We start from the raw sequence: 24,918 nt of genomic DNA, 5'->3' as shown, positions 1-24,918 counted from the left end.
GCGCATGCCATTCGACCACCCCCAGCGCATCCGTCTCGCCCGCCCCGGCGGCCTCGAAGTCACCTTCATGGACTGGGGCGCCACCTGGCTGTCGTGCCGCGTGCCGGTGCCGGGGGAAGCGCCGCGCGAGGTGCTGCTCGCCCACCCGACGCCAGCGGACCATGCCACCCGCGGCGGCTACCTCGGGGCCACCGTGGGCCGCTATGCCAACCGCATCGCCAACGCACAGCTGCAGCGCGACGGCCACACCCACGCGCTCCAGCCACACCCGGCCGGCTCGCGCCACCAGCTCCACGGCGGCCCCGACGGCTTCAGCCACCGCCGCTGGCAGGTCACGCAGCACAGCGACACCGCGGTCACCTTCTCGCTCGACAGTCCGGCCGGCGACCAGGGCTTCCCAGGCGCGCTGCACCTGGATGTCACTTACACGCTGATCGACGCCATGGCGATGTCGATGGAACTCCGTGCGACCGTGGACGCCCCCTGCCCGGTCGCGCCCACGCAGCACGCCTACTTCAACCTGGACGCGCAGCCCGGCAGCGTGCTGGGCCACACGCTGCAGATCGCCGCGGCGCAGTACCTGCCCGTCGATGCCGAACTGCTGCCAGTGGACGGGCCGCAGCCGGTCGCCGGCACGGCGTTCGATTTCCGGGCGCCTCGTCCGATCGGCAGCGACTGCGACCATGGCTGGCTGCTCAATGCTGGAGACGGCCGCAGCGACGCCCCCGCCGCGGTACTGACCTCGTCGGATGGGCGACTCGCGATGGCGCTCAGCACCACGATGCCTGCGCTGCAGATCTATGCCGGCGGACACCTCGGCGGCGAACCGGGACGCGATGGTGCACCGATGGTGCGCAATGCAGGCGTGGCGATGGAGTCGGGGTGGCTGGCGGACAGTCCGAACCGGATGGCGTGGCAGCAGAGAACGTGCTGGGCAGGACCAGACCGGCCGCTGACCGAAACAGTGGTCTGGCGGTGGACAACGGTTTCCCGGCATCCGCCGATCGCTCCCGCAGGGCCGCTCATTTGAAGATTTCTCTGCTGCGCATCAATACGTGAAACATCAGCATCTCTGGCAGCCAGTTCCAGCCAGTTCCAGCTAATTCCAGTATCCCAATCGACGCCACAGAAATCCAGAAATGTCTACGCAAGGAGATGCATGGAGGCATGCCATGACACCTGGCTGGTGAAGTGCTTGGCGGACACGAAGCGGCTCTGGCTGACCCTCAGTTCGACGCCCCGTGCGCTCGATGCTCCACTGGGGCGTTGTACATGCACGTCCGTTGACGCACCAGCACCAGTTGCGGATGAACCGCCTCCAACACTTGGTGGTGGTCCTGTACCGGACCACGGCAAACATCGAACGGCCCCTGTCGACCCGGTCGCACTGACGACACACCCCGCATCCCGTTGTGGATGGCAAATAGCCAGAGAATTCGCCAGCATCCCCGCACAGGATGTGTCTGCACTTGGCGCGCGCAAGGGATCAGCGGGTAGCAGCGAGCAAGGCGTCAGGACAGACAGCGCCCCCCCTGAACAAGGGATAAAACAAAGCCACTCATCACCCCCCGAAGGTGCAAAAATTGAAATATGTACTCTGCTGTACATATTTCAGTTGTCACCTTTTTCAGGGAATCCCAATGCTCACATCTGGCTCCACAATCCATGGAACAAACGGCCATGACAGACTGGTAAGTGTGTCTGGCGCCGACACTCTGATCGGCGGACGAGGTTTTGACAAATACATCATCGACGATGCATTCGATGTCGTCGTGGAAAATATAAATAGCGGATACGATGACATTGAAAGCAGCGTCAGCTATACGCTATCAGCGAATGTTGAAGGCCTGACGCTCACCGGATCGGATGCGCTGACGGGCACCGGTAACGAACTCGGCAACGTGATTGTAGGCAACAGCGGCAACAACGTGATCGACGGGCTGGCTGGTGAAGACGAACTCCAAGGTGGCGACGGCAACGACACGCTGCGTGGCGGCGGAACCGTGGCCGAGCAAGGCAGCGACAAGCTGTTCGGCGGTCTCGGTGACGACCTGCTGATCGGTGGCACCACCGCCAACAACTACCTGGTCGGCGAAGAAGGCAACGACGAGCTCGTCGGTGGAGACCACGGCAACAACTCGCTGTGGGGCGGAACCGGCCAGGACACTTTGAGTGGTGGCCTGGAACAGAACTCCAAGAACATCCTCTGGGGTGAAGATGGCGATGACGTCCTGACGGGGGGTCTGGGCCAGAACGATCTGATTGGCGGTGTGGGCAACGACACGCTGTCCGCCATGGATGGCGCCACCAGCACCAACATGTGGGGCGAAGATGGCGACGACCGACTCGTCGGTGGTCAAGGGGCCTTCTCCAATAACTATCTGTCCGGTGGCGCAGGACAGGACACTCTCATCGGTGGTGACGGCGCCATGCTGAACCTGCTGTCCGGCGAGGCGGGCGACGACTTACTGCAGGCCGGCACAGGCAACAACAACACCCTGGAAGGTGGTACAGGCCACGACACGGTGTTGGGCAACACCGGCAACGACATGCTGGGTGGAGGCACCGGCAATGACGTGCTGACCGGCAATGCCGGGGCTGACCTGATCTACGGCGACGAAGGCGACGACCTGATCTACGGGGACGGGCTGGTCTACGGCGGCTCAAGCGGTGAGCCTGCGCTGGTCACAGAGGCAGACTCGATTTCAGGTGGCAGGGGCAACGACACCATCATGGGTGGCCTGGGCAACAACGTCTACAGCTTCGATTTGGGAGACGGTCAGGATCTGATCCTGGGGCTTTCTGGCAGCGACCTTGACGCGGACGCCTACGCCTACGCCTACAACACCCTGTACTTCGGCACTGGCATCTCGCCGGATCAGGTGAGTCTGCGCTGGCTGGGCGACGATCGCATCGTCGTCAGCATCAACGGCACCACGGACAGCGTGACGATCGGCAGTTTCTTCACAGCTACCGGAAGCACCTCCTGGGCACTCAACGAAGACCGCAGTGGTGTCGCATTCATCAACTTTAAAGATGGAACCGAGTGGGACATGCGGGCGATGCGTGCCCTGTTACCAGGCGAACGGCTGAACGGCACGGAAAGCGACGACCTCCTCACCGGCTCGGTAGGCGACAGCACCCTGCTGGGGTGGGGTGGTCAAGACACGTTGCTCGGGATGCTGGGCAACGATTCGATCGACGGAGGCGCTGGCAACGACCTGATCCTCGATTCGAGTGGTTACAATTTGTTGCTTGGTGGGATCGGCGATGACACGATCACAGGCAGTGGCTGGCTGGACGGGGGCGATGGCAACGATGTCCTCAGCACCTCCAACGATGGACCCTTGCCAACATCATGGATGGTGTCGGTTGGATCGGTGGTGTCGGGTGGAGCAGGAAACGACCATATCAATGTGTCCACAACGGACATCGCCGATGGCGGTGACGGTGACGATGTACTGCAGGCGTCACTAGTTTTTTTTCATATCTTTTTTTAAGGACCCCCCCCCACAAAAAATCCTCCTCCCCCCCCAAAAAGGGCCCCCCCCCAGGGAAATAACCCTTTTTTGGCGGGGTAGATCCTCGCATTCGCGAGGATGACGGCACTTGGGGTGCGACAGTGGATCGTTGACGCAACACTAGCTCCCGGCAACCCGCAAACCTGGGACATGTTTGGTGGCCTGAGCGGCGGCGCCGGCAATGACACCCTCTCGGGGGTACTAGGCATATCCCTTTCAGGCGGTTCCGGCGATGACCAGCTCACTGTGCACAACTGGGGTGCCATGACCAGCCCGGGTATTGCCATCCCAGGCAGCTACCTGGACGGTGGTGACGGCAATGACTACCTCATGGCGTACCACGGCACGAGCAACACCTTGCTGGGTGGCAGTGGCAACGACACCCTCACAGGAGCTGGCACATTGTCGGGCGGGGACGGAGACGACTGGATCTACGGTGGCGATCCCATGGCGACCACCACCGGGGCCGGTTCCGGCACCTCCAGCGGCAGCCAGATCACTGGCGACGCGGGCAACGACACGATGTTTGGGAGCATGCTGGATGACACCCTAGACGGTGGAGATGGCAATGATTACCTTGACGGCGCAACAGGCGCAGACCAACTCAGGGGTGGCAACGGAGATGACACCTATGTCATCCACTCCGTGGACGACGTTGTCATCGAACAGGAGGGCGAAGGTGCCGACCGCGTCATCAGCTCCATCGACTACACGCTCGGTGTCGGCATCGAGAGCCTCCAGCTCGTGGACGGTGCACACGTCGGCCATGGCAACGCACTGGACAACCTGCTCTTCGGCACCGGCGGTTCGGAGCAGTTGTACGGCCATGAAGGCGACGACCGGCTGTACGGCTGGGCCAGTGGCGACCTGATCGCCTCCGCAGTCGACACGCTGGTCGGTGGTGCCGGTGACGACACCTATGTCGTCAACACCGGCGACGTGGTGACCGAACTCGCCTCGGAAGGCACGGACACCGTGATGACTCGGGGCAACTTCACTCTCGCCGACAACGTCGAGAAGCTGTGGCTGTTCTGGGACACGGCACGCGAAGGCACCGGCAACGCCCTGGCGAACACGCTGACCGGCAACGACCTCGCCAACGTCCTCGACGGTGGCGCGGGCGCTGACACGATGATCGGCAACGCTGGCGACGACACCTACGTCGTCGACAACACTGGCGACGTCGTCACCGAGTCGGCCAACGGTGGCACCGACCTGGTCCGGTCCTCCATTTCCTACACGCTGGGATCCAACGCCGAGAACCTGACGCTGATCGGTTCGGACGCGCTCAACGCCACCGGCAACAGCGCGGCGAACGTGCTGACCGGCAACGCTGGCAACAACGTGCTGGAAGGCGGCGCGGGCGCCGACACCCTCGCGGGTGGTGCTGGCGACGACCTGCTGCAAGGCGGTGCGGGCAACGACGTCTACGTCTTTGGCCTGGGCGATGGCAACGACACGATCGCTGCGTCCACCAGCACCCCGGGCGACGTGCAGACCAATGTGCTGTATTTCGCGGCCAATGTACTGCCCAGCCAGGTGCGCGGCGAGCATGTGGGCGATGACCTGGTGCTGTCGATCACGGGCACCAGCGACTCCGTGACGATCCAGGGCTTCTTCACCAACGACAACCCTGCCAACACAGCTAACCCGGTCCAGCAAGTCGTCTTCCTGGACCCGAATGGCCAGGCAGGCCTGGTCTGGGATCTGGCGACGCTGGCCGCCCTCCCGCTGGTGAACAGCACCGACGGCAACGACACGCTGACCGGCACGGCATTCGGTGACGTGATCGACGGTCTTGGCGGCGATGACCTGGTCTCGGGCCTCGCGGGCAACGATCTGCTGGCAGGTTCCGCAGGCCGAGACACGCTGCTGGGCGGCGAAGGCAACGACTTCCTGGATGGCGGCACCGGCGCCGACTCGATGGTCGGTGGCCTTGGCGACGACACCTACATCGTGGACGACGTCGCTGACGTGGTCGTCGAACTGAATGGCGAAGGCAACGACCGCGTCGACAGCACACTGCTGAGCCTGACCGTCTCCGCTGAAATCGAGCGGATCAACCTGATCGGCACGGGCGACCAGTCCGTCACTGGCAGCGACTCCGCCAACACCATCACCGGCAATGCCGGCCACAACCTCATCGACGGCGGTGCCGGTGACGACACCCTCATCGGTGGCGATGGCAACGACTCCCTGCTCGGCAACACCGGCGCTGACTCGATGCTGGGCGGCGCAGGCGACGACTTCTACCGCGTCGGCCAGTCCGGCGATGAAGTCATCGAGTCCGCCAGCGCCGGCACCGACACTGTCGAGGCCCACATCAACTTCACCCTCGGTGCCAACGTCGAGCACCTGGTGATGGGCGGCATCGGCAATCTGGAGGGCACCGGCAACGATTTCGACAACCGCCTCACCGGCAACGATGGCTTCAACCTGCTGACCGGCGGTGCAGGCAATGACACCCTCGACGGCGGCCTCGGCGGCGACACCCTGGTCGGCGGCGCCGGAAACGACCTCTACTTCGTCAACAGCACGGCAGACGTCGTCACCGAAGTCGCCGACCAAGGCACCGACACCATCCGCAGCACCGCCCTGAACTTCGTCGCCACCGGCGACGTCGAGTTCATCGACCTGGTCGGCGCGGGCAACCAGTCCGTCACCGGCAGCGACTCCGCCAACACCATCACTGGCAATGCCGGCCACAACCTCATCGACGGCGGGGCCGGTGACGACACCCTCATCGGCGGCGACGGCAACGACTCCCTGCTCGGCAACACCGGCAACGACAGCCTCGTCGGCGGTCTCGGCGATGATTTCTACCGCGTCGGCCAAACCGGTGACGTGGTACTCGAACTCGCAGGCGAAGGCACCGACACCGTCGAAGCGCATGTCAACTTCACCCTCGGCGCCAACGTCGAGCACCTGACCCTGGGCGGTGAAGGCCACCTGGAAGGCACCGGCAACAGCCTCGACAACCGCCTCACCGGCAACGACGGATTCAACCTGCTGAGTGGCGGTGCGGGCGACGACACGCTCGACGGTGGCCTCGGCGGCGACACCCTCGTCGGCGGCACCGGCAACGACCTCTACTTCGTCAACAGCAGCGCTGACCTCGTCATCGAACAAGCCGGTCAAGGCACGGACACCGTGGTGTCGACAGCGTCCTACACGCTGCGCAGCCACTTCGAGAACCTCACCCTGAGCAGCGGCAGCGGCATCAACGCGATCGGCAACGACTTGGCCAACGTGCTCACCGGCAATGCCAACGACAACCTGATCGACGGCGGCGCGGGCAACGACTCCCTCGTCGGGGCTGCTGGCAACGACACCCTGCTGGGTGATCTCGGCAGCGACACGATGGTGGGTGGTCTCGGCAATGACTTCTACCGCATCGGTGAAACGGGCGATGTCGTGGTCGAACAAGCCAACGAAGGAACAGACAGCGTCGAGATCCATGTCAGCCACACCCTCAGCGCCAACGTCGAGCACCTGACCATGGGCGGCAGCGGCAACCTGCAAGCCAGCGGCAACGCTCTCGACAACCGCCTCACCGGCAACGACGGTTTCAACGTGCTGGAAGGTGGAGCCGGCAACGACACGCTGGACGGCGGACTCGGCGCCGACACCCTCATCGGTGGCGCCGGCAACGATGTCTACCACGTCAACAGCGCCGCCGACGTCGTCATCGAAGTCGCTGGCGAAGGCACGGACACGGTCTACAGCACAGCACTGAATTTCGTCACCACCAGCGACATCGAGTTCATCGAACTCGTCGGCGCGGGCAATCAGTCCGTCACCGGCAGCGAATCCGCCAACACCATCACCGGCAATGCGGGCCACAACCTCATCGATGGCGGTGCGGGCAACGATGTCCTGAACGGCGGTGCCGGTGACGACACCCTCATCGGCGGTCTCGGCGTCGACACCCTGAGCGGCGGTCAGGGCCATGATGTCTACCGGATCAGCGACGTCAACGATCTGGTGATCGAACTCGCAGGCGAAGGCACCGACACTGTAGAAGCCCATGCCAACTTCACCCTCGGCGCCAACGTCGAACACCTGACCCTGGGCGGTGGCGCCAACCTGCAAGGCACCGGCAACGGCCTCGACAACCGCCTCACCGGCAACGATGGCTTCAACCTGCTGACCGGCGGCGCTGGCAACGACACGCTCGACGGCGGCCTCGGCGGCGACACCCTCGTCGGCGGCACCGGCAACGACATCTACCACGTCAACAGCAGCGCCGACATGGTCACCGAGGTCGCTGGCGAAGGCTCGGACACCATCCTCAGTTCTGCAGACAACTTCGTCGCCACCGGCGACATCGAGTTCATCGAACTCGTCGGCGCAGGCAACCAGTCCGTCACCGGCAGCGAATCCGCCAACACCATCACCGGCAACGCGCGCCACAACCAGATCGACGGCGGCGCGGGTGATGACACCCTCATCGGCGGCGACGGCAACGACTCCCTGCTCGGCAACACCGGCAACGACAGCCTCGTCGGCGGTCTCGGCGATGACTTCTACCGGGTCGGCGAAGACGGTGATATGGTGATCGAGCAGGCCGGCGAAGGCACCGACACCGTCGACACCCACATCAACTACACCCTGGGAGACAACCTCGAACACCTGACCCTGGGCGGTGGCGCCAACCTGCAAGGCACCGGCAACGGCCTCGACAACCGCCTCACCGGCAACGATGGCTTCAACCTGCTGACCGGCGGCGCTGGCAACGACACGCTCGACGGCGGCCTCGGCGGCGACACCCTCGTCGGCGGCACCGGCAACGACATCTACCACGTCAACAGCAGCGCCGACATGGTCACCGAGGTCGCTGGCGAAGGCTCGGACACCATCCTCAGTTCTGCAGACAACTTCGTCGCCACCGGCGACATCGAGTTCATCGAACTCGTCGGCGCAGGCAACCAGTCCGTCACCGGCAGCGAATCCGCCAACACCATCACCGGCAACGCCGGCCACAACCAGATCGACGGCGGCGCGGGTGATGACACCCTCATCGGCGGCGACGGCAACGACTCCCTGCTCGGCAACACCGGCAACGACAGCCTCGTCGGCGGTCTCGGCGATGACTTCTACCGGGTCGGCAGTGCAGGTGACGTGGTGGTCGAACTCGCAGGCGAAGGCACGGACACGGTTGAATCCAACCTCTTCAACTACACGCTGGGGAGCAACCTGGAGAACTTGGTGCTCGGCAACGGGGGTTACGCCGGCTATGGCAACGCGATGGATAACGTCATCACCGGCAACAACGCAGCCAACTTCATGGCCGGTGGAGCCGGCAACGACACCTACGTCATCCACCGCGGTGGCAAGGCTGACATCATCCGGGACACGGATGCGACCCCGGGCAATACCGACGTGGTGAGTTTCGGCACAGGCATCGCCGCAGACCAACTCTGGTTCCGGCATGTGGGCAACGATCTGCAAGTGTCCATCATCGGCACCAGCGACTCGGTCACGGTGCGCAACTGGTACCTCGGAAGCCAGAACCGCATCGAGCAGTTCCAGTCTTCAGACGGCCGAACCCTGCTCGACTCGGCGGTGGACAACCTCGTCACCGCCATGGCCAGTTTCGCCCCACCGGCCGTCGGGCAGACCACGCTGACGGCCGGATACCAGGCCAGCCTGTCCGTGGTCATCGCCGCCAACTGGCAGTGAGCGGGATCGTCAGCGAGTCACCACGGGATTTGGCTCGTCAAGTCATGTCCAGTTACAAACCGACCCCGTGAACACGGGGGGCAGCGTCGCCTGACATGACCCTGGAACCGTGCAGGATTCTGCACGGTTCCGCAGCGCCACCGGACGGCCACACGTCGCCCAAGCATGCGGAGCACCACTCAGACACAGCAGACCTTTTCGAAAACAATTTGCGGGGCATCTTGATGGCACATCCAAACTACTTCGGTGTGAATGGCACTGTTTCGGCAGCCAGCACGAGCGCTGCTCCGTCGCAGGTCGAGCAGGAAATATCGACCGTCCGAAATGACGCCACGGACGGCGTGCCGGCGGAAACCATGCACCATGCCGCGGCTGGTGCCGTTGGTATCCGACAAGCCCGCCATGTGCAGGTTGATCATCCCAGCCGCGCTCCGCGAAGCCACTCCATCCACAACATTGAACCGTCGGACGCGGGCGCGGATGCGGTGGTGTTTGCGGTGGCGGACACCACCACGGCGATCGACCATTCGGTCGTCAGCCATGAGCAGCCTGCCTCCAGCGGCATGCAGATCCCGACCATCGACACCCAGGCCGACCGTCTGGTTGCCAGTCCGGACGGCCCGCGGGCAGGCTTCGGTTTTCTGGACCTCATGGCCCGAGCCTCTGCCGAGAACGAACTGGAAAGCCCGGACACGGCGGCGCCCGTGACAGCGCTGACCTGCAACTGCCCGGTCTGCTCAGGCACCGTGAACACCGACACCAGCGACCTGCCCGTCCCGGACGGCTCCGGCATCCCCCAGCTCGACGAACAAGGTTTCCTGCTCGACCCATCGAACCCGGCATCCGGGCTCGTCGGCACGACGCTCTCGGGCCTGCCGGTCTGGAGCGCCTACGAGACCGCAGCCCACATCGCGCGCCCGGGCAGCTCATGGGCAGACTTCCACCCGGACCTTCTGGTGACCTACACCTTCGGTGTCGGTGCAACCCTGCCGACGGGCTACGAAGCCTTCAGCTCGGCCGCCTCGCAGGCGGGCGCGCTCGCTGCCATGCAGCTCTACACGGACGTCAGCGGGGTTCGTTTCATCGAATCGACCAACCCGAACGATGCCGACATCACGTACATGTTCGGCATCGGCTCGACGAATGGTGGTGGCTGGGCCAACTACCCCAGCCAAGGCGGTGGCTATGTCCAGGTCGGCCACGTGTCCTGGGAGCCGACGATGAACGCCGGCACCTACGCGCTGAACCTGTTGCTGCACGAACTGGGCCACGGCCTGGGTCTGGCACACCCGGGCAACTACAACGGCAACTCGGCCGTCTATGCCAACGCTGACCATTTCAACGACAGTTCCCAGTACACGAACATGTCGTACTGGAGCGAGACCTACACCGGCGCCTCATTCTCCCAGCTCGCCACCCTGGGCCTGCACGACATCCTCGCCATGCAGATGGAGTACGGCATCAACTGGACAACGCGGGCCACGGACACGGTCTACGGATTCAACAGCACGGCGGGCAGCAATTCGTACAACTTCGGCTTCGACTCCACGATGGGTTTTTCCATCTGGGATGGCGGCGGCATCGACACGCTCGATTTTTCGGGTTTTTCCGGCAACACCGTGCTCGACCTGCGCCAAGGCAGCTTCAGCTCGACCGGCCTGGAAACCTACAACGTCTCCGTGGCCTACGGTGCGGTGATCGAGAACGGGGTGGGCGGCAACGGCAACGACAAGATGCGCGGCAACGACGTCGGCAACCTGCTGACCGGCGGCTTCGGCGACGACATCCTCTACGGCGGTGCCGAGACACCCGTGGCGACGGTCGTGGACCCGCGCCACTTCACTGGCATCCAGCTCAACGAAGCGCCCACCCAGCGCAACCAGTACCTCTCGCTGACCAACGTCTCGTCGCTGTCGGGCAGCAGCTTCTCCGTCGAGATGCTGTTCAAGCTGACCCGCATGCCCTCTTCGATCGTCCCGTTCCTGTCCTACGCGGTCAACGGCAACTCCAACGAGCTGCTCATCGAGGGCGGCAACGACAGCACCCTGCGCATCATCATCGACGGCACCACGCGCTACGACACGCCCATCCTGATGCGCACCCTCATCGACGGCGACCCCCACCGCCTGTCCGTGACCTGGGACAGCACGACCGGTGCCGTGTCCTTCTACATCGACGGCACGCTCGAACACAGCGGGGTCTACACCGCCGCCATCGGCCGCAAGCTCGCCACCGGCGGCACCCTGGTCTTCGGCCAGGAGCAGGACTCGGTTGGCGGCAGCTTCGACGGCGAGGAGATCCTGCCGGGCACCCTCGGCGACATCCGCATCTTCAACGACGTGCGCACCGCCGCCGAGATCGCCGACAACGCCTTCACCCCCCTCACCGGCACCGAGCAAGGCCTGCTGCACAACTGGCAGGTGCAGCCCGGCGACACCACCAAGGTCAGCGATGTCGCGGTGGTCAACCCGCCGGTCAACCTCGGTGACGTCCTGCCTGCAGGCGCGTTCACCGCGACCCAGAGTTCGAGCTACGACGCATCGAGCGGCGCGGCGCGGGTGCTGGACGACAACACTGGCACGTTCAACCACACCAAGAACTCCGGCAACGAGTGGCTCCAGCTCGACTTCAACCAGTCGCTGGACGTCGCCTATGTGGAGATCGTCAACCGGCCGAGCTGGGGCAGCCGACTCAACGGCTCGACCGTCTCGGTGCTCGACAGCCTGGGCGGCGTGCTGTACACCTCCGCCCCGATCACGGGGGCCGGCGACGGGGCGACGATCACGGTCATGCTGCCCTCGGTGATGAACGCACGGGCCGTGCGCATCGACCAGGACACCAACTTCCTGCACATCGCCGAACTCAATGTCTATGGCCCCGCGCCCGCAGGCGTCACCGTGCCGCCGGCCCTGCTGAACACCGACCTCACCATCCAGGGTGGCGCGACCGCGGTCAGCACGGCGCCCGTCATCGACCTGACGCCTGACAACGACACCCTCCATGGGGGTGCGGGCAACGACACGCTGATCGGCGGGGCGGGCAATGATGTGCTGCACGGTGGCACCGGGGCCGTTTCACCTTTCACCGCGGTACACGGGATCCGCCTCAACCAAGGCGTCACCGACCAGTACCTGCACATCGCCAACTATGGCGGCATTGCCGGCACCACCGGACAAGTGCGCTTCACGATCGAGATGCTGGTGTCGGGTGTCTCGGGCTACAACGAACTGATCTCCTACGCCAACAGCCAGACTTCCAACGCTTTCCTGGTCTCGCTGCTGAACAACGGCAACATCGAGATCAACTACCGTGGCACGTCGATGACGACGAGCGTCGCCGCGGCACTGCTGGCGGATGGCGGCACCCACCGCTTCTCCCTGACCTGGGACAACCGGGCTTACGTCATCTACATCGACGGTGCCGCAGTCGGCAGCGGCATGCACACGAGCACGGCGACTTCGCTCAACGCCGGTGGCACGCTGATCATCGGACAGGAACAGGACAGCATCGGTGGCAGCTTCAGTTCAAGCCAGATCCTGCGGGGTGCGGTCGGTGATGTGCGCATTTTCAATGACGTGCGCACGGCCGAAGAGATCGCCGCCAACGCCTTCGCCCCGCTGGCCGATCCGCTGAACGAGCAGGGACTGGTCAGCAACTGGCAGGTCACCGCCACGTCGATCGCCAGCGGCGCACTGGTCGACACCCGTGGCGGGACCGCCATGACCATTGCCGCCGGCAATACTGCGGCCCCAGGTCTCGCGCTGATGGGCGCCTGGGACAACGACAGCCTGTTCGGCGGACTCGGTGATGACACGCTGACGGGCGGGGCGGGTGATGACACGCTCACGGGTGGTGCCGGCAACGACACCTACGTCGTGGACGACATGGGGGATGTCGTCACCGAAGAAGCGGGCGAAGGCACGGACCTCGTCCAGTCCTCCCGTTCGTACACCGCCGCGGCCAACGTCGAGAACATCACCCTGACCGGCTCCGGCAACCTCAACGCCACCGGCAACGAACTGGCGAACATCCTCATCGGCAATGCTGGCAACAACATCCTGGACGGCGGCACGGGCGGTGACACGCTGGGGGGTGGCACGGGTGACGACACCCTGATCGGTGGCGCAGGAGACGACGTGTACATCGTCGACTCCGCATCGGACGTGGTCACCGAGGCCACGGGCGAAGGCACCGACCACATCCAGGCATCCTTCTCGTACACCGCTTCGGCCAACGTCGAGAACCTGACCCTCACCGGCTCGGCCTCCATCGACGCCACCGGCAACGGTCTGAACAACGTGATAACGGGCAATGCGGGCGCCAACATGCTCGACGGCGGCACAGGCGCGGACACGATGACAGGGCGCGCCGGCAACGACACCTATGTCGTCGACAACGCCGGCGACGTCGTCACCGAAGCGGCCTCCGAAGGCATCGACCTCATCCGCTCCTCGGTGTCATACACGGCCTCCGCCCACGTCGAGAACCTGACACTGACGGGCTCGGCGGCGGTCAATGCGACGGGCAACGCCCTCGCGAACCAGCTCACCGGCAACGCCGGTGACAATGTCCTCGACGGCGGCGCGGGTGCTGACACGATGGCGGGCGGCGCTGGCGACGACACCTATGTCGTCGACGCCATCGGCGACATCGTCAGCGAAGCCGCTGGCGAAGGACAGGACCTCATCAGATCCTCTGTCTCGTACACCCTGGGCGCCCACCTCGAAGACCTGACGCTGACCGACTCGGCCGCGGTCAATGCCACGGGCAACGGGCTCGACAATTTCATCACCGGCAGCGCTGCCGCCAACGTGCTGCACGGCATGGGCGGCAACGACACCCTCGACGGTGATGAGGGGGATGACGTCTACCTGTTCAACCTGGGCGATGGCCTGGACACCATCAGCAGCTGGGCGTGGGACACCTCGGCCAGCAAGGCCGGCGTGCTGCGCTTCGGTGCGGGCATCGCACCACAGGATCTGCTGCTGAGCCGGCCTGCCAATGTCTCGTCCAGTGGCATGGGAGACTCGCTGATCCTGTCGATCCAGGGCACCACGGATGCAGTCCACATCGACGACTTCTTCTGGGACAACGACCCGACCAACGGCTACAACGAAGTCCAGTTCATCGAGTTCGCCGATGGCACGGTGTGGAACCAGCAGACCCTCGTCACCGAATACCTGAAGGGTACCTCGGGCAACGACACCCTGCGGGGCACGGTCAGCGCCGACACGCTGACCGGTGGTACGGGCGCTGACACGATGACGGGAGCGCAAGGCGATGACACCTATGTCGTCGAGACCAGCGGGGATGTGGTCATCGAAGAAGCCGATGGCGGCACCGACACGGTCAATGCCTCGGTTTCATACACGGCTTCGGCCAATGTCGAGAACCTCACGCTGACGGGTACCGCCGCGATCGACGCCACGGGCAATGCGCTGGCCAACGCCCTCACCGGCAACGGTGGCGCCAACATCCTCGACGGCAGCACTGGTGCCGACACCATGGCCGGTGGCGCTGGCGACGACACCTACGTCGTTGACAACGACGGTGACACCGTCATCGAGGCGGTCGGCGAAGGCACCGACCTTGTCCAGTCGGCACTGTCGTACACCGCCTCCGCCAACGTCGAGAATGTCGCCCTGACCGGTGCCGCAGCAGTCAACGCCACAGGCAACGCCCTGGCCAACGCACTCACCGGCAACGGCGCCGCAAACCGCCTCGAAGGTCTCGACGGCAACGACACCCTCGACGGCGGCTCCGGCGCCGACACCCTCGTCGGGGGCAGCGGCGATGACACCTATGTCGTCGACAACGCCCTGGACATCGTCACCGAATATGACGGCGAAGGCACCGACACCCTCCAGTCCTCCCTCACCTGGACCCTGGGCGCCAACCTCGAGAACCTGACCCTCACCGGCTCGGCCGCCCTCTCCGGCTTCGGCAACTCGCTCGACAACCTGCTGCTCGGCAACTCGGCCCGCAACCGCCTCGAAGGCCTCGCTGGCAACGACACCCTCGACGGCGGCTCCGGCATCGACACCCTCGTCGGTGGCTCCGGTGACGACACCTACCTCGTCGAGTCCACCGGCGACCGCGTCATCGAACGCTCCGCCGCCGACGGCACCGACACCGTCCTCAGCTCCGCCTCCTATTTCACCCTGGAGGCCCACGTCGAGAACCTCGTGCTGCTGGGCTCGGCCTCCATCGGCGGCGCCGGCAACGCCCTGGCCAACGTCCTCACCGGCAACGCCGGCGACAACCTCTTCGACGGCGGCGAAGGCAGCGACACCCTCTTCGGCGGCGCCGGCAACGACAGCCTCTACGGCAACGCCGGCTCCGACTCCCTGGTCGGCGGCACTGGCGACGACACCTACCGCGTCGGCCTGAGCACCGACATCGTCGTCGAACTCGCCGATGAGGGCTCCGACACCGTCGAAGCCGTCAACACCAGCTACACCCTGTCCGACCATGTCGAGAACCTCGTCCTGTCGGGCGCGGCCTACTACATCAACGCCACCGGCAACGCCCTGGCCAACCACATCACCGGCAACTGGGGCTACAACGTCCTCACCGGCGGCGCCGGCAACGACACCCTCGACGGTGGCGAGGGGGCTGACACCGCCGTCGGCGGCACCGGCGACGACACCTACTACGTCAACAGCTCCGCCGACATCATCACCGAGCTGGCCGGCGAAGGCACCGATGTCGTCTTCAGCACCGCCCGGAACTTCATCATGGGCGCCAACGTCGAGCACATCACGCTGCAGGGCTCCGGCTCGATCAGCGCCGTCGGCAACGCCTCGGCCAACACCATGATCGGCAACTCGGGCGACAACACCCTCGACGGCGGCGAGGGCAACGACAGCCTCGTCGGTGGCGCCGGCTTCGACTCCCTGCTCGGTGGCGCCGGCTCCGACACCATGGCCGGCGGCGCCGACAGCGACTTCTACCGCGTCGGCTCCGCTGGCGATGTGGTCATCGAACTGGCCAACGAAGGCCTCAACGACACCGTCGAGGCCTGGATCCACTACACCCTCGGCGCCAACGTCGAGCACCTCACCCTGGGCAGCACCAACGCTCTCAATGGCACCGGCAACGCCCTGAACAACGTCCTCACCGGCAACGCCGCCAACAACGTCCTCGACGGGCTGACCGGCGCTGACACGATGGCCGGTGGCGCCGGCAACGACACCTACTTCGTCGACAACACCGCTGATGTCGTCAACGAGGCAGCCGGGGCCGGCACCGACCAGGTCAACGCCTCCGTCTCCTACACCCTCAAGGCCAACGTCGAGCGGCTCACCCTCACCGGCTCGGCCAACCTCAACGGCTACGGCGGCGACGACGCCAACACCCTCACCGGCAACTCGGGCCACAACCTCCTCGACGGTGGCGCCGGCAACGACACGCTGATCGGCGGCGCTGGCAACGACACGCTGCTGGGCAACGCGGGTGACGACTCCATGCTCGGCGGCTCCGGCAACGACACCTACCGCGTCGCCAGCGTCGGTGACACCGTCGTCGAACTCGCGGGCGAAGGCACCGACTCCGTCGAGGCCTACCTCAGCTACACGCTCGGCGCCAACGTCGAGAACGTCGCCCTGTTCGGCTCCGCCCTCACCGCCACCGGCAACGCCCTGGCCAACCAGATCACCGGCAACAGTCTGGCCAACACCCTCACCGGGGCAGCCGGCAACGACACCTATGTCATGGGCCGCGGCAGCAATGCCGACACCATCGTGGACACCGACGCCTCCGCCGGCAACCTCGACACCCTGCGCTTCACCGCCGGCATCGCCTCCGACCAGCTCTGGTTCCGCGCCCTCGGCAATGACCTGGAGGTCTCCATCATCGGCACCTCCGACAAGGCCACCGTCAAGGACTGGTACCTCGGCAGCCAGCACCACCTGGAGCAGTTCACCACCGCCGACGGCAAGGTGCTTCTCGACTCGGCGGTCGACAACCTCGTCACCGCCATGGCCAGCTTCTCCCCTCCAGCCGTCGGGCAGACCTCCCTGTCCTCCACCTACCAGGCCAGTCTCGCTACCGTCATCGCCGCCAACTGGAGTTGAGTTGAGTTGAGTTGAGCTGTGCGGCGCTTGCAGATCATGCTGGTCGGATCTGCAAGGCCGGTTCGGCACAAGCCTGGCCCAGCGGCCAGGTCGGCGGCCTTATCCGACCAGCACCAGCCCGACCGGCAGCGACTCGCCAAACAGCGCCTGCTCGTCCGCCGCGTCGAGCTGCACCACCTCGCGCACCATCGCCGACCAGCTCGGCGCCGCGCCCGCGCTGGCCAGCCGCGCGAGCACCGCGGCGCGGCGATCCGGGTCGAGGTCGCGCAGGCGGTCGCCGGTCATGCGAGCAAGCTGCGCAGCGGCGAAGGCGGCCATGCGGCGGCGTTTCCAGTCGAGCGCCAGCAGCGTGTCGATCCAGCGCGCGGCGACCTCCGCCGACACGACGCCATGCACGCTGCCGTGGAAGGGCTGGCGCGCCCCGAGCCGGCCGACCGCCCACAGGCGCAGCTCGTCGCGCTCGGGCGTGGTGTTGGGTAGGGCCGTGGCTCCGTCGGTGAAGGGCTGCAGCAGCCAGTCGCCGACCTCGGCCTTGTGCTCGGGCGGGATGCGCTCCAGCGCGGCGCCGAGGCGGACCATGTCGTCGTGGCCGCCCTTGACGAGGCCGGGCGGCTTGGGCGGCAGCGGCGCACCGGGGTGCTCGGCCGCCTGCAGGTTGTAGCCAAAATCGTCGAGCAGGCGCAGTTGCGCCGCCTCCGGCAGACCACCCGCCACGCGGCGCCACAGCGTCCACCACTGCGTCGCAACCTGCGGGTCGCTGCGGTGTTCGGCGCCGGCCTCGAAGATCGTCCAGACCTGCTCCACCCGCCACGCATCCAGCGGATCACCGAACCCCGGGCGCAGGCACCAGCCGGCGAGGTTCAGCCACAGCCGCTCGTGGTCGGCCGAGCGGCGGCGGCCGCGGGCGCGCTGCCACAGCACGTCGAACAGCCGCCGCGCCAGCGGGCGGGACCAGCGATCGCGGTGGCCGAGCAGGTGTTCGAGCTGCAGGCGCAGACCTTTGATCTCCTTGGGCGCGAGCTTCTGTGTCTTGGCGCCGAAGACGCGGTCGAGCAGCGCGATCGCCTCGGGCAGGCGCGGCGCGAGCCGGGTGTCGGACTGCACGGCGCTGGCCGCCGGGGTGATGGGGGTGGTGCCGCGCAACTGGAATTCGAGCTGCCAGTGCTGCGCCGGGTCATCGACGCTGACGCAGCGCACGTCGAGCGTGCCGACCTCGGCCAGCGTGGCCTCCAGCCGCACGGGCAGGTCGCGGCGACCCGCGGTGGCCTCGGTCGGGGGGATGACCGTGGCGATCGGCGGCAGGGCGTGCAGCGTGTCGGCGGTGAGCGTGCGCAGCTCGCCGGCCACGGGCGGCGCGCCGGTCTCGGTCGTCGAGGTCGCCAGGTGGAAGCGCACCGGCTGGCCCAGGCGCAACGCGAAGGTGCGCTCGGCCAGCGCCAGCGGCCGGCCCGGCTCGCTGCCACGCGGCAGCAGGCACACGGTGCGCACCGGGCGGCCGTCTTCGTTTGGTGCATCGTCCAGCAGCAGGAACACGCTGCGCGCCGCCCCACCGCCGATGCGCGGCGCCCGGCCCTGCCGCGCCAGCGCGTGCGCCACCGCGCCGCGGGCGACCGCCACGTCCGGGTTGTCGTGGTGCAGCAGGCGCGGCGCCACGCCGCCACGCCAGTCGGCCAGCGTCTGCAGCAGCCGCTCGGCCAGCGCCTCGGCGCGGAACACGCCGCCATTGAGCAGCACCGCGTCCGGCAGCGGTGCGTCCGCGGCCAGGTGCTGCTGCAGGAAGCTGGCGAGCTGGCGCGTGATGGCCGCATCACTCGCGTACGGCAGGCCGAACTCGACCAGCCCGCCACGCGCCCGCCGCGCCGTCTCGTGCCGCCCGACCCGCGGAAAGAAGCCGTCCACCAGCAGCGCCCGCACCGCGTCGCGCGACAGGTCCACCGACTGTGCCTGGCCGATCAGCCGCGAGCCGCCGCCGAGCAGCGTCACCGTCACGCGCTCGGGCGCGTCCGCTGCGAGCAACTGCTCCTTGGCGACGCGGCAGCGGCCGATGAGCTGCGACAGCCGCGCGCTCGACAGCGGCGCCACCGTGCCACCCGCCGCCTCGGCCAGCCGCCGCTCGACGAGGTGGGCGAGCGCCAGGTCCATGTTGTCGCCGCCGAGCATCAGGTGCTGGCCGACCGCGCTGCGGCGCAACGTCGGCAGGCCACCCGGCCGCTCCGGCGCCCCGACGTCGATCAGCGAAAAGTCGGTCGTCCCGCCGCCCACGTCACACACCAGCACGCGCCGCACGCCCGCCAGCGCCGTGGCCAGCGTCTCGCGGTGGCGGAACAGCCAGTCCTGGAACGCGGCCTGCGGCTCCTCCACCAGCGTCAGCGTCGGCAGGCCGGCCAGCCGGGCCGCCTGCAGCGTCAGCGCCCGCGCCGCCTCGTCGAAGGACGCGGGCACGGTGAGCACGACGGTCTGCGCGTCGAGCGGCGCGTCCGGGTGGGCGTGGTCCCAGGCGCTGCGGACGTGGGCAAGGTAGGACGCGCTGGCCTCGACCGGCGAGACCTTGGCGACGCTGTCGTCCGCGCCCCACGGCAGGATGGGCGCGAGGCGGTCGGCGCTGGGGTGCGAGAGCCAGCTCTTGGCGCTGCTGACGAGGCGGCCGGGCACCTGCGCGCCGAGCTGGCGGGCGTGGTGGCCAACCAGGGGCGCGGCGTCGAGCGGGTGGAAGCGCACCGAGGGCAGCAGCGGGCGGGCCGACCACTCGCCCGGCCCGGTCCACTGGGGGATGTCGAACAGCGTGATCTCGGCCCCGTCCGTGCGGGCCGGGGCGCTGGCGACCACGGTGTGCGTGGTGCCGAGGTCGATGCCGACGAGGAACGGCCCTGAAACCGACATCACCCCGCCGTCACCCGGCCGAGGACTGGCCGCGCATGTCGAACTCGACCTTCCAGCGCTCGGTGCCGCCGAGGGGGACGGCGGCGAGTTCGAGCGTGCCGGCTTCGGTGACGCCGGCGTGCAGGGTCACGGCGACGACCTCGCCCGGCGTGCGGCCCTGGGTGGGCAGCGTGGCCTGGATGTCGCCGACGTCGAGCAGTTCGTCCGGCGACCAGAAGTCGAGCAGCGTGCCGGCCGCGTCTTGCCGGCGCACCGACGAGCCCATGAAGCGGAACTGCACCGGCGCGCCCACGACCAGCCCGAACGGCTGGGCGTCGATCGCGACGTCGCTGCCCTCCTCCATGCCAAATGGCGCGACGCACAGCGCCTGCATCGGCGCCTCGAAGCCGGGCACGGCGGGCATCGACGACTCGATGGCGACGTAGTAGGCCTGCGCCGTGCCGCCCCGGATGCGCACGCCGCGCCCGCGCCGCACATGGCCGTAATAGGCCGCGCCGCGCGCCACGGCCAGGTCCAGATCAGCGCCGTCCAACGCCCGCGCCGCCGGGGCGCCGTCCTCGGCGAGCCAGGCGTTGAGCGTGTCCAGCGTGCGCTGCGCCAGCGGGCCGGCGCGGAAGACGCCGCCGTTGAACAGCACCGCCGTCGGGTGCAGGAAGGTCGCGTCTTCGGGCTGGCGCGCCGCGAGGCCCTCCAGCTCGGCCAGTGCGCCGACCTGCCGGCCGAGGAAGGCGGCGAGGTGGCGGCTGATGGCCGCGTCCTGCGCATAGGGCAGACCGAGCTGCGTCAAGCCGATGCGCGGCTTCTGCACTGGGCGGGCCGACGCCGGCACCTGCGGGAAGAAGCCTTCCAGGATGATCGCGCTGACCTCGGCGCGGGTGAGTTCGGTGCGGATCGAGCCGCCGATCAGCTTCGAGCCCCGGCTCGGCACGACCAGCGGCTGGGCCGGCGCGTCCGGGTCGGACAGCAGCACTTCCTTGGCGGCGCGGCAGGCGTGGGTCAGCGCGCGCATCTGCCACGGGTCGAGCGTCTTGCCCTCGGCGGCGAGCTTGCGCGCGACGGTGTGCGCCAGCGCCAGGTCCATGTTGTCGCCGCCGAGCAGGATGTGGTCGCCGACGGCGACGCGGGTGAGTTCGAGATTGCCCTCGCGCTCCAGCACCGCCATCAGCGAGAAGTCGCTCGTGCCGCCGCCGACATCGACCACCAGGATCACGTCACCCGGCTTCACCGCCTTGCGCCACGCGCCCTGGCTGGTCTGGATCCAGCTGTAGAGCGCCGATTGCGGCTCCTCCAGCAGCGTGACCGCGCCGTAACCGGCCTCGCGGGCGGCCTCGGCGGTCAGCTCGCGGGCGGCGGGGTCGAACGAGGCGGGGATCGTCACGGTGACGGTCTGCGCATTGAACGGCGCCTCGGGATGGGCGTGGTTCCAGGCGTCGCGCAGGTGCGCGAGGTAGCGCCGCGACGCCTCCAGCGGCGACACGCGGGCGATCTCGGCCGGCGCCTCGGCGGGCAGGATCGCGCCCCGGCGGTCCACGCCGGGGTGGCACAGCCAGCTCTTGGCGCTCGACACCAGGCGGATCGGCGTCGTCGCCCCGCGCTGGCGGGCCATGGCGCCGACCGAGCCGCCCTGCTCCTCGCCCCAGGGCAGGCTCAGGTCGCCGGCGGCGAGTTCGTCGGCGTGCGGCAGGTAGAGGAAGGACGGCAGCAGGTCGCGCGACTCGACCGTGCCGGGCGCCGTGACCTGCGGCACCGTCAGCACGCCGTGGACGGTCTGGCCGTCGTCGCGGGCGTCACTGGCCTGCAGATCGACCCAGGCCAGGGCGCAGTGCGTGGTGCCCAGGTCGATGCCCAGGCTGTAGCGGGGAGCGTTGTTCGACAGATCGGCGCTCACAGCTCCACCTCCGCCTGCGCGACGATGGCGGCGTCGTGGTGTTCGGCGCGCTGCGGCAGCCGCACCTCGGTGACGCGCCAGCCGCGGTGGCTGAGCGTGCCAGTGAACGGGGCCTGGCCGACGACATTGCCGGTCAGGCGCACGGCGCTGGCGTCGAAGCCGGCGGGCAGCGTGATGCGGCGGCCCTCTTCCTCGGGGCGCACCGGGGCAAGCGTGAAATGCGCGGCCAGCACCTTGCGGCAGCCTTCGTGGACGAGGCGAGCGGCAGCGCCGACATCGGCGTCGGCGTGGCCGGCGAGGTCTTCCTGCACGAAGTCGATCAGGCGGGCCTCGCGCTGGAGCAGGCCGAGCAACTGCAGCGCGGCGTCGGGCGTCGCCTCCTTCAGCGTGATGATCTGGGGCGGCGGAGCGACGGGAGCGGGTGGCGGCACGGGCACCGGCGCAGGTGGGGGCACAGGTGCCGGTGGCGGAGCGACCGGCTCGGGCGCGGCCGCCAGGGGTTCGTCGGCCGCGAGGTAACGCTGTGCTCGCTCGCCGCTGAACAGCACGCCGAACGCCATCGAAAGGCGGCGCAGGAAGGATGGCGGCGGACTGGAGGAACGGTTCGGGTTCGGCATCGGGACAACGGGGAGCAAGGAATCGATCGATTCTATCGATGCGGGCCGACCGCACCGGACGCACAGGGCATCCCGGGAGATTCAAGTTCAAGCTCCGCGCGGCGATGCCGATAGCGCCAGATCGTCCCCACTACCCCAGACCCGCCATGACCCCGCACCAGCCCCAGCACCTTGCGCGACAGCGTCACCAACGGATCCACCGCCTCGCCCTGGCCAGCGCCGCCGTGCTCGCCCTTGCCGCGTGCGGTGGCGGTGGCGGTGGCAGCAGCGGCACCACCGAGACCGCCCTGGCCCCGAGCCCCTCACCCGCACAGGCGGTCACCACCGCGGTGACACTGTCCGGCACGGTCGCCACCGGCGCCGCCCTGGTCGGCGCCACGCTCACCGTCACCGACGCCACCGGCGCCGAAGTCGGCCGCATCGACTCGATCGGCGCCGATGGCCAGTTCAGCGTCACGCTGAGCACCGGGGCACAGGCGCCATTCGTGCTGGTGGCCAAGCGCGACGACGTGACGCTGGTGAGCGTGCAGGACCTGCCGTCCAGCGGCACGGTGAACGTGACGCCCATCACCACGCTGGTCGCCTCGCGCCTGAGCCCCTCGGGCGACCCCACCCAGCTGGGCAAGGAGATTGCCACCCGCGCCGTCACCGTGGACACCGCTGCGGTGAACCGCAAGGTCGAGGAGGTGCGGGCGATGCTCAAGCCGGTGCTGGACGCCACCGGCACCACCTCGGACGACCTGCTGCGCGGCCGCTTCGACGCCGACGGGCGAGGACACGACAAGCTGCTCGACAGCCTGAAGATCACCATCACACCCGACAGCGCCAGCAGCGCCAACATCCAGATCACAGTGCGCCAGCAGCGCGCCGAGGGCGAGGAGCCGGCCGAGATCCGCTTCAACAGCGCGGCGGCGACCGCCGCGCCCGTCCTGCCCGCGGTGGAGCGCGCCTCGCTGGTCGAGGACGGCACCTCGCCGCTGATCGCCGACCTGATGACGCGCCTGTCGGCCTGCTACGCCCTGCCCGTCGCCGAGCGTGTCAGCAGCACCGCCACCAGCGCCACCGGCAGCGCGATCACCGCCCCCGCCTGCACCGGCCTGTTCGTGGACAACAACCCGACCGGCTACCTGCACAGCGGCCTGCGTGTCGGCACCAGCGGGGCGTTCGGCGGGATATTCCGGGCCGGTGCCACCGGGGTCGTGTTCAGCCGCGGCAGCTACGAGTTCAGCCGCGAGAACGGCGACCTCGTGGTCGGTTTCACCACGACCAACCCGACCACGCAGGCCGTGGACAGCGGCATCCTGGTAGTGCGCAAGACCGACGACGACACGGGCCGTGCCACGCTGCGCCTGATCGGCAACCAGTACGCCTACGACGGCGGCGTCTCGGCCTACCACCAGCAGCGCCACTTCATCACGCTGAACCAGTCCGGCCTCGACTACGACAGCATCGGCTACACCCTCAACGTCAGCAACACCACCGACAGCAACGGCCAGCCAATCTTCGACCGTGTCGTCGTCACCACGCCCAGGGCGACGCACCGGCTCGTGCTGAAACCGCTGGCGGGCAGTTCCTACCTCGGTCTGCTCAAGGGCAGCACCACATCCAACACGAACTTCCTGCGACTGCGCAGCACATTCGCCGACGCCACCGTGCCTGGTCACCCGTCCAGCCGCGACACCAGCCTGTTCTTTGCCGACAACGACATCAGCGACAGCGATCTGGCGGGCATGTCCGCGCATTCGGTCTGGAAGTTCGAGTACTACCTCGCCAGCAACCCCGATGCCGTGGCGGCGACCCAGCACTTCAAGACCCGCGCCCGCCCGATGACGATCGCCGAGCTGCGCCAGCGGGGCCTGGCGCAGCTGGCCGACAGCGACCTGGCCAGCGTCACGGCCGAGGCGAGTCCGATCAACGGCCGGGTGCCGCTGCCTGCCACGGGCAGCGTGACGATGAACTGGACCGTGCCGGACACCGCGCTGGCACCGACCAACATCAAGCTGTGGGGCCGCGCGCCGACGAGTGGTGCGTTCAACGACCAGGAGTCCGTGCTCTCCACCGCCCGGACGGGCAGCATCCGCTGCTCGCGCCAGACCACGGCGGATGCCCATTGCGACACCAGCGTGGCGCCACCGAACTTCGTCGGCGGCGCCACGGCAGACGGTGTGCACCTGTGGGCGCGTGATGTGAATGGCCGGGAATTTGCGCGTTTCTACGCGATGTACAAGCTCGCGGCGGTATCGCAGCCCTGACGG

The 24,918-nt window shown here is 67.5% G+C and carries 9 protein-coding genes; 5 read left to right on the top strand and 4 right to left on the bottom strand.

Annotation, left to right across the window (positions count from 1 at the left end; all coding sequences use genetic code 11):
- Positions 1–4: 4 nt before the first annotated feature.
- From U5O44_RS21580 to U5O44_RS21570, 3 genes are all read left to right on the top strand, one after another.
- Positions 5–1,030 (top strand): galactose-1-epimerase, encoded by a 1,026-nt coding sequence (locus U5O44_RS21580; protein ID WP_322590428.1) that lies wholly within the window; start codon positions 5–7, stop codon positions 1,028–1,030.
- Between the two features lie 610 nt (positions 1,031–1,640).
- Entirely contained in the window at positions 1,641–3,500 is a 1,860-nt protein-coding gene (locus tag U5O44_RS21575) for a calcium-binding protein (protein WP_322590427.1), read from the top strand.
- A gap of 285 nt (positions 3,501–3,785) precedes the next feature.
- Entirely contained in the window at positions 3,786–9,203 is a 5,418-nt protein-coding gene (locus U5O44_RS21570; protein ID WP_322590426.1) for a calcium-binding protein, read from the top strand.
- Between the two features lie 179 nt (positions 9,204–9,382).
- Here U5O44_RS21570 and U5O44_RS21565 read toward each other — a convergent pair whose 3' ends face one another.
- Positions 9,383–9,622, bottom strand: a complete 240-nt coding sequence (locus tag U5O44_RS21565; RefSeq protein ID WP_322590425.1) for a hypothetical protein — start codon at positions 9,620–9,622, stop codon at positions 9,383–9,385.
- A 78-nt stretch (positions 9,623–9,700) separates the two neighbouring features.
- Between U5O44_RS21565 and U5O44_RS21560 the strand changes: the two genes are divergently transcribed.
- Positions 9,701–17,278, top strand: a complete 7,578-nt coding sequence (locus U5O44_RS21560; protein ID WP_322590424.1) for a LamG-like jellyroll fold domain-containing protein — start codon at positions 9,701–9,703, stop codon at positions 17,276–17,278.
- 99 nt (positions 17,279–17,377) lie between these two features.
- Here U5O44_RS21560 and U5O44_RS21555 read toward each other — a convergent pair whose 3' ends face one another.
- The 3 genes from U5O44_RS21555 to U5O44_RS21545 are packed head-to-tail and all read right to left on the bottom strand — an operon-like array spanning position 17,378 to position 22,663.
- Positions 17,378–20,158: an Hsp70 family protein gene (locus tag U5O44_RS21555; RefSeq protein WP_322590423.1), complete on the bottom strand. Its 2,781-nt coding sequence runs from the start codon at positions 20,156–20,158 to the stop codon at positions 17,378–17,380.
- A gap of 10 nt (positions 20,159–20,168) precedes the next feature.
- Positions 20,169–22,046 carry an Hsp70 family protein gene (locus tag U5O44_RS21550; protein ID WP_322590422.1) on the bottom strand — a complete coding sequence of 626 codons (1,878 nt, stop codon included), beginning with the start codon at positions 22,044–22,046 and terminating at the stop codon, positions 20,169–20,171.
- Positions 22,043–22,663 carry a DUF2760 domain-containing protein gene (locus U5O44_RS21545; protein WP_322590553.1) on the bottom strand — a complete coding sequence of 207 codons (621 nt, stop codon included), beginning with the start codon at positions 22,661–22,663 and terminating at the stop codon, positions 22,043–22,045. Before U5O44_RS21545 ends, U5O44_RS21550 begins: the two co-directional genes overlap by 4 nt.
- A gap of 146 nt (positions 22,664–22,809) precedes the next feature.
- On the opposite strand from U5O44_RS21545, the gene U5O44_RS21540 reads away from it, so the two are divergent.
- Positions 22,810–24,915, top strand: a complete 2,106-nt coding sequence (locus U5O44_RS21540; RefSeq protein WP_322590421.1) for an Ig-like domain-containing protein — start codon at positions 22,810–22,812, stop codon at positions 24,913–24,915.
- Positions 24,916–24,918 lie beyond the last annotated feature (3 nt).

This window comes from Sphaerotilus sp. (genome assembly GCF_034519685.1).
Classification (GTDB): Bacteria; Pseudomonadota; Gammaproteobacteria; order Burkholderiales; family Burkholderiaceae_C; genus Sphaerotilus.
Note: the sequence above shows the minus strand (reverse complement) of the source record. Positions and strands in the feature narration are given on the sequence as shown.

What these genes read in the sequence shown, in the direction of transcription:
- U5O44_RS21580 (WP_322590428.1), top strand. Translation starts at nt 5, where the DNA reads ATGCCATTCGACCACCCCCAGCGCATCCGTCTCGCCCGCCCCGGCGGC.
- U5O44_RS21575 (WP_322590427.1), top strand. Translation starts at nt 1,641, where the DNA reads ATGCTCACATCTGGCTCCACAATCCATGGAACAAACGGCCATGACAGA.
- U5O44_RS21570 (WP_322590426.1), top strand. Translation starts at nt 3,786, where the DNA reads ATGACCAGCCCGGGTATTGCCATCCCAGGCAGCTACCTGGACGGTGGT.
- U5O44_RS21565 (WP_322590425.1), bottom strand. Translation starts at nt 9,622, where the DNA reads ATGATCAACCTGCACATGGCGGGCTTGTCGGATACCAACGGCACCAGC.
- U5O44_RS21555 (WP_322590423.1), bottom strand. Translation starts at nt 20,158, where the DNA reads ATGTCGGTTTCAGGGCCGTTCCTCGTCGGCATCGACCTCGGCACCACG.
- U5O44_RS21545 (WP_322590553.1), bottom strand. Translation starts at nt 22,663, where the DNA reads ATGCCGAACCCGAACCGTTCCTCCAGTCCGCCGCCATCCTTCCTGCGC.
- U5O44_RS21540 (WP_322590421.1), top strand. Translation starts at nt 22,810, where the DNA reads ATGACCCCGCACCAGCCCCAGCACCTTGCGCGACAGCGTCACCAACGG.